We start from the raw sequence: 5,591 nt of genomic DNA on the forward strand, positions 1-5,591 counted from the left end.
CAGCGTGGTCTCGTCGATCAGCATGCCGGGGTGCCAGTTGAATTCCCGGTGGCTGTCGAGGAAGAGCGCGCGGCACGGCACCGGCGCGTCGGCCAGCGGCGCCATCAGGCACGCCAGGCTGAGATTGAAGGGGCCGAGGCCGATGCCGATGACATCAAGGACCTCGGCGTCGGTGGATCGGGGATCGTTGCCAGGCATCGTGGCCGCCTTCCAGTCGCTGAGAGTGGGGAGCGCGGTTGTCAAGCGCGCGCTATCTCCCTTTGACGGATCCCGCAGCCGAATATTCAGGAAGAGGACCTGCGAACCGAGGGGGTACTCCGACGATGCTCAGTTCGAACGTCCGAGCTCCGGGCATCGTGTCAGCGCCCGCATGGCGTCCTGCACCATGGCATTCACGAGCGGGGTCGACACGCCCAGCCGCTGCGCCACTTCCTGCTGCGTGTGGCCGTGCACGCGATGCAGCACGAAGGCCTGGCGCGTGCGCGCGGGCAACCCGCGCAGGCAGCGATCGACGCACTGCAGCAGCTGTCGGCCGATGGCCTGGTGCTCGGGCGTGCCGGTCACGGCTTCGAGGTCGAGGCCTTCGTCCGCTTCGCCGCGCAGTTGCTGCTCGGTCTTGCGACGGCGCAGGTGGTCGATGCACAGGTGCTGCACGACCCGCATGCAGTAGGCCACCGGCTGTTGAACGCCGGACGGCGGTGTGCTCTGCATCAGTTTCATGTAGGCCTCCTGCATCACGTCGTCGGCGAGGTCGCGGTCGCCCATCCACCGCCACGCCGCGCGCTTGAGCAGCGGGCGGTGGGCGATGAAGTCGGCGACGACGGGGTGCGGGGACGGCGACTGCGGCGCCGTCATGTCAGAGCTTCCAGTTCAAGGTGACCTGGCCGTTGCGGCCGGCGCCGTGCAGGCTCTGGTCCCAGTAGAGGCTGGCCAGATACTTGCGGTCGGTCACGTTGTTGATCAGCAGATGCGCGCTCAGGCGGTCGCTGAAGTCGTAACGCGCCATCAGGCCCAGCACCGCATAGGCGGACTGGCGCGCGACGATGTCGGACCCATCGGGCGCGGTCTGCGTGCCGTTGACGCGGTGGATGTCGCTCTGCCAGCGCAGCGTCGCGCCGAGCTTGAGCTGGGGCAGCGCCGGCACGCGGTAACGCGCCGACAGGCGCGCCGTGCGGCGCGGGATGAAGGTGCGGGCGTCGGCGCCGGCGGCGTCCTCCAGGCGCAGCTGCGTGTAGCCCGCCGTCAGGTCCCAGTCGGGACTCAGCCGGCCTGCCATCTCGAGCTCGAACCCGGTGGACGTCGCATCGATGCGGCGGTAGTACGAGAACCCGCCGTCGGTGTCGAAGCCGGCGTACTCGGCCAGGTTGTTCTGCTTGGTGCGGAACACGGCGACCGAGCCGTTCAGCTCGCCGTTGAGCCATTCGCCCTTGGCGCCGGCCTCGACGTTGCTGCCGGTGATCGGTCCGAGCAGCGACTGACGCGCGTCGACCTGCGTCTGCGGATTCACGATCTTCGTGTAGCTCGCATAGAGCGAGTGGTGCGCGTCGATGTCGACGACGGTGCCGACGTAGGGCACGGTCTCGGCTTCCTTGTAGACACGCGGCACCGCGCGGAAGCTCAGGCCCTCGCTGCGCATGCGGGTGTGGTTGAGGCCCAGCAGCAGCTTCCACGGATCGGCCAGGTTCAGCCGCGTCATCGCGTAGATCGACTCGCGCCGGTTGACGAAGTCCGCCGAGCCCGTGCCGCCGTCCCAGGCCGGCTCGGGATAGTTGCCCCAGCCGTCGGGCGCCGTGATCGCGGTGCCGTTGCCGGCGCCGCGCTGGTAGGACGCTTCGTTGTGGACGCGCGCCGTGTTGATGCCGACCACCGCGTCGTGGCGGCGTCCCAGCAGTTCGAAGGGGCCGGACGCGCTGACATCGAACAGCTTCTGGGTTTCGTCGGTCACCTGCGTCGAGAGCCAGCTCTCCGTGCCTATCCCCGTCGTGCGATCGGGCAGGGCACCCGCGATGCTGAAGAGCTTGCCGTCGGCGCTCAGCTTGCGGTAGCTCGCCATCGCCTTGGCATTCCAGCCGTTGCCCAGCGCGTGCGCGAGCTCCACGAAGCCCGTGGTGTCGGTGTTGTCCCAGTGGGACCAGCGCGGTGCCGCGGCGGTCGAGCGCGGGTAGTCGGTGGGCGAGCCGTCCGCGTAGTTCAGCGGCAGGCCGCCCCAGGCCGTGCCTTCAGGGCGGTTGGCCTGTCGCGAGACGCCCAGCGTCAGCGTCGTGCGCGGCGCGAGCGAGGCTTCGAGCAGCCCGGCCACCAGGTTCTTGCTGAGGGCGTAGTTGTCCATGAAGGACTCGTTGCGCTGGGCCATGACGATGGCGCGGCCGCGCAGCGTGCCGGACTCGTTGAGCGGGCCGGAGACGTCGCCCTCGGCGCGCTTCTTGTCCCACGAGCCGAGCGTGAGGCCGAACGAAGCCTGGAAGTCGGCCGTGGGCCGCTTGCGCACGTAGTTGACCGTCGCCGCGGGATTGCCGGTGGAGGACAGCAGGCCGTTGGCGCCGCGCAGCACCTCGACGCGGTCGTAGAGCGCGGTGTCGATGTCGCCGAGCTGGTCGCCGTTGGTGAACGGCATGCCGACGCCGTCGATCTGGAAGTTGGAGATGTCGAAGCCGCGGGCGTTGAAGTAGGTCCGGTCGGTCTCGACCACGTCGACGGAGACGCCGGTGGTGCTGGCGAGCACGTCGTTGGCGTTGAGCAGGCCGAAGTCGTCCATGCGGGCGCGGGTGACGACGGTGACGGATTGCGGCGTCTCGCGTGGCGAGAGCGCGAGGCGCGTCGCCGTGCTGGAGGCGGGGACGCCGTAGCGGTCCGTCGTTTCGCTCGCCGGCAGGCCGGTGCGCGCCTTGATCCGGACCGCCGGCAAGGTACGCGACGGCATGGCGGCTGCCTCATCGGGCGCCGCGCGCTCGACCACGAAGCTGCCGTCGGCCTGGGCCACCGCCTTCAGCGAGGTGTCGCCGAGCAGGCTGCGCAGACCGGCGTCCACCGTGTAGGTCCCGTTCAGTCCGGCGCTTTGACGGCCTTCGACCAGCTTGGGGTCGAAGGACAGCAGGACGCCGGCGCTCCGGGCCAGGCGGTTGAGCGCCAGATCCAGCGGACCGGGCGGGATGTTGAAGCTGCGCGTCGCGGATGCGGTGGACGCGGCGGTACCGCTGGCGCTCTGCTGTGCGAGAACGGCTGCAGGAACGAGCGGCAAGGCGAAGCACGCTGCCAGGCTGGCGGCAGACAGGGACGAACGCTTGAACGAGGTCCTGGAAGAAGCCGGTGCGGGAGCGGAAGCGGAAACGGGAGCTGAAGCGGCGCTGAGGCGTCGGGCGGTCATGGAAACCTTTCGTCGGAAGAGGGGTGGTTTTCCTGTGAACCGAACGAGTCGCCGAAAACTGCAGTCCCTTCGCAAAAATTCTTCAGAAAAGTTTCAGCGCGCCTCCAGGGTCACCCACCAGGAGGTGAGCGTGCGAGCCCGGACCGGCAAGGTGCGCTGGATCGCGGCGACCACGCGGTGGAGGTCGTCGACGGGGAACACGCCCGAGATGCGCAACCGGGCCACGGCCGCATCGCAGCGCAGCCAGCCGTGGCGGTAGCGCGAGAGCTCCGCGGCCAAGGCCGCGAGCGGCATGTCGCGCGCCACGATCACGCCGTCGATCCAGGCGCCCGCGCCGCCGTCGGCCGTTTCAACGGCACCGACGCCGCGGGCGTCGAACTCCCATTGACGACCCGCCGCGAGTCGTCGGCTGGCGAGCTGCCCGTTGCCCGGGCTCACGTCGACCCAGCCCTCCAGCGCCTGCACGAAGGTTCGTGCGGCGAGTTGCCGGACGATGAAGCGGCCTTCATCCGCTTGGATCCGGCCTTGTGCCGTGCGCACGACGAAAGGCCCCGCCGTCGTGCCGTCGGTGCCGCTGGCGCACTCGACCAGCACCTCGCCGGCAAGGAGGTCGACGCAACGCTCGCCAGCATTGACGCGGACATCCAGCGCCGTGGCGGTGTTGAGATGGAGCACGCTGCCGTCGGCCAGCGCCACGCGTCGGCGCTCGCCCACGCCGGTACGGTGCGAGGCGGCGAGGCTCTTCCAACCGCCATCGGGCGAACTCGCCAGTCCGATGCCCGCGGTTCCGGCCAGCAGCGCCACGCCCTTGAGCAGGGCCCGGCGACGCGGGGCCCGCTCGCGTTCGAGTTCGCGCGTCGCCGCCAGCGCGCTTCGCGCCAGCGAAGGCGGCAAGTTCTTCAACCGCTGGCTGAATCCGCTCAGCGTGGCCCACGCCTGCGCATGCTCCGGCCGTTCTTGCCGCCAGTGCTCGCAAGCCTCGTGATCCTCGGGTGTCGCGCGCCCCGACTGGAGCTTGACCATCCACGCCACGGCCGCTTCGATGGCCGCCTCGACGACCGCCGGGTGTGATTCGCCCGGTGCCAGGCGGGGACTCGTCATTGCAGCGACATGCCTTGCCGAGCCTGATAGCAGGCGCTGAACGCTTTCGTCATGTACTGCTGGACGGAACTGAGCGAGACGCCCAGCTCCCTGGCGATTTCGCCGTAGGGCAGCCCGTCGATCTGCGACAGCAGGAAGGCCTGCTGGACCTTGGCGGGCAGGCCGCGCAGCACGGCGTCAACCTCGACCAGGGTCTCCAGCATCACCTGCTGATCCTCGATCGACGGCGCCTGGTCTTGTGAGATCAGCGAGAGGGCTTCGAGCAACGCGCGTTCCAGCGCCGCACGGCGCAGGTGGTCCACCATCAGGCCGTGGGCGATGGTGCTGAGCAGCGCCTTGCCGCCGCCCAGATCGGCATGCCAGGTGAGGGCGTCCCGGCGCACCAGCACGCGCGCGAAGGTGTCGTGCGCCAGGTCGGCCGCGTGATGGGGACACCCGAGGCGCCGGCGCAGCCAGCCGACCAACCAACGGTGATGGCCACGATAGAGGTGGCCCACGGCGGTGATGTCGAGGGTGTGCGTGTCTTGCATGGGGCGGCTCGGCGGGGCGACCTGCGCGTCGTTTCCAAATAAAAACGATTCGCATTTACGCACAAACCGATGCGGCAGGTCAATGCATGGGCCCAGGACCCGTGGGCGGACTGTCTCAGCCCTTGACCAGCGAAGCGAACAGGTGTCGCTTGAAGCGCTCCAGCGGGGCGGTGCTGCGATGCAGCCGGGACATCAGGATCGCGCCCTGGAAGGCGGAGGTGATCGTCTCGGCCAGGTCCTTGGCGCGGGTGCCGGCGGGCAGCTCTCCGGCCTTGACCGCGGCCTTCAGGCATTGCGTCAGCGCGGCGTTGACTTCGTCGAGCATCTCGACCACGCGCAGCCGCATCGCCTCGCTGCCGTCGGCGGCCTCGGCCGCCGTGTTGCCGAACATGCAGCCGCGCTTGCAGCCGTGGCCCGCGATGGCGGCGATGTGGACGTCGATGTAGGCCTGCAGGCGTTGGGTCGGCGCGAGCGCGTCGTTACGCAGCGTCTTTGCGATGACGTCCTGGATCGCGCCGAAATACAGCTCCAGCGCCGCGAGTCCGAACTGTTCCTTCGACGCGAAGTGGTTGGTGAAGGACCCCTGCGGCACGCCG

At 69.3% G+C, this 5,591-nt stretch carries 6 protein-coding genes; all 6 read right to left on the minus strand.

Going from position 1 to position 5,591, the window contains the following annotated elements; genetic code table 11:
- Window positions 1–198: SidA/IucD/PvdA family monooxygenase (locus VF536_RS13090; protein WP_331615289.1), on the minus strand; the 198-nt coding region annotated here is incomplete at its 3' end.
- Between the two features lie 129 nt (window positions 199–327).
- A complete protein-coding gene (locus VF536_RS13095; RefSeq protein ID WP_331615290.1) occupies window positions 328–855 on the minus strand; it encodes a sigma-70 family RNA polymerase sigma factor in 528 nt (175 codons plus the stop codon).
- 1 nt (window position 856) lies between these two features.
- On the minus strand, window positions 857–3,238 hold the full coding sequence (locus VF536_RS13100) for a TonB-dependent siderophore receptor (protein WP_331615291.1): 2,382 nt from the start codon (window positions 3,236–3,238) through the stop codon (window positions 857–859).
- Between the two features lie 219 nt (window positions 3,239–3,457).
- The gene (locus VF536_RS13105) at window positions 3,458–4,465 is read right to left on the minus strand and encodes a FecR family protein (RefSeq protein WP_331615292.1); all 1,008 of its coding nucleotides are present in this window, start codon (window positions 4,463–4,465) and stop codon (window positions 3,458–3,460) included.
- A complete protein-coding gene (locus VF536_RS13110) occupies window positions 4,462–4,995 on the minus strand; it encodes a sigma-70 family RNA polymerase sigma factor (protein ID WP_331615293.1) in 534 nt (177 codons plus the stop codon). The genes VF536_RS13105 and VF536_RS13110 overlap by 4 nt, the downstream gene beginning before the upstream one ends.
- 115 nt (window positions 4,996–5,110) lie before the next feature.
- Window positions 5,111–5,591, minus strand: a 481-nt coding sequence (locus tag VF536_RS13115; RefSeq protein WP_331615294.1) for a TetR family transcriptional regulator C-terminal domain-containing protein, incomplete at its 5' end; no start/stop codon positions are given.

Origin of the sequence: Roseateles sp., from assembly GCF_036486225.1 — a bacterium.
Taxonomy (GTDB): Bacteria; Pseudomonadota; Gammaproteobacteria; order Burkholderiales; family Burkholderiaceae_C; genus Roseateles.

What these genes read in the sequence shown, in the direction of transcription:
- VF536_RS13095 (WP_331615290.1), bottom strand. Translation starts at nt 855, where the DNA reads ATGACGGCGCCGCAGTCGCCGTCCCCGCACCCCGTCGTCGCCGACTTC.
- VF536_RS13105 (WP_331615292.1), bottom strand. Translation starts at nt 4,465, where the DNA reads ATGACGAGTCCCCGCCTGGCACCGGGCGAATCACACCCGGCGGTCGTC.
- VF536_RS13110 (WP_331615293.1), bottom strand. Translation starts at nt 4,995, where the DNA reads ATGCAAGACACGCACACCCTCGACATCACCGCCGTGGGCCACCTCTAT.